At 30.6% G+C, this 340-nt stretch carries 1 protein-coding gene; it reads left to right on the forward strand.

The genetic code is table 11. The annotated features are described in order from the left end of the window. Nucleotides 1-52: 52 nt before the first annotated feature. Nucleotides 53-331 (forward strand): SemiSWEET family sugar transporter, encoded by a 279-nt coding sequence (locus FUA24_RS24765; protein ID WP_147134684.1) that lies wholly within the window; start codon nt 53-55, stop codon nt 329-331. Nucleotides 332-340 lie beyond the last annotated feature (9 nt).

Consider the following 340-nt stretch of genomic DNA (forward strand, 5'->3'; position numbering starts at 1 on the left):
AAAAAAGTTATAGTAGTGCCCGGTAAAATTGTAAATATTGTAGGGTAAACCCATGGAAGGTTTCAACATAGATTATATAGAAATTATAGGTTTAACGGCCGCTGTTTTAACAACAACGGCTTTTTTACCTCAAGTTTACCAAACATGGAAAACTAAAGATGTATCGGCTTTATCACTTCCAATGCTACTCATTTTTTTTATAGGTATTTTGTTTTGGCTGGTTTACGGTATTTTACAAAAGAGTTTGTCAATGATTTTTGCAAATTCTATTACCATATTATCTTCATTTTTGCTAGTTTACTTCAAAATTAAGTACAGCAAACGTTCGTAAAACTTCTAA

It is taken from the genome of Seonamhaeicola marinus, assembly GCF_008085455.1.

Excerpts from the sequence above, each read along its gene's own strand:
- FUA24_RS24765 (WP_147134684.1), top strand. The coding sequence starts at position 53 with ATGGAAGGTTTCAACATAGATTATATAGAAATTATAGGTTTAACGGCC.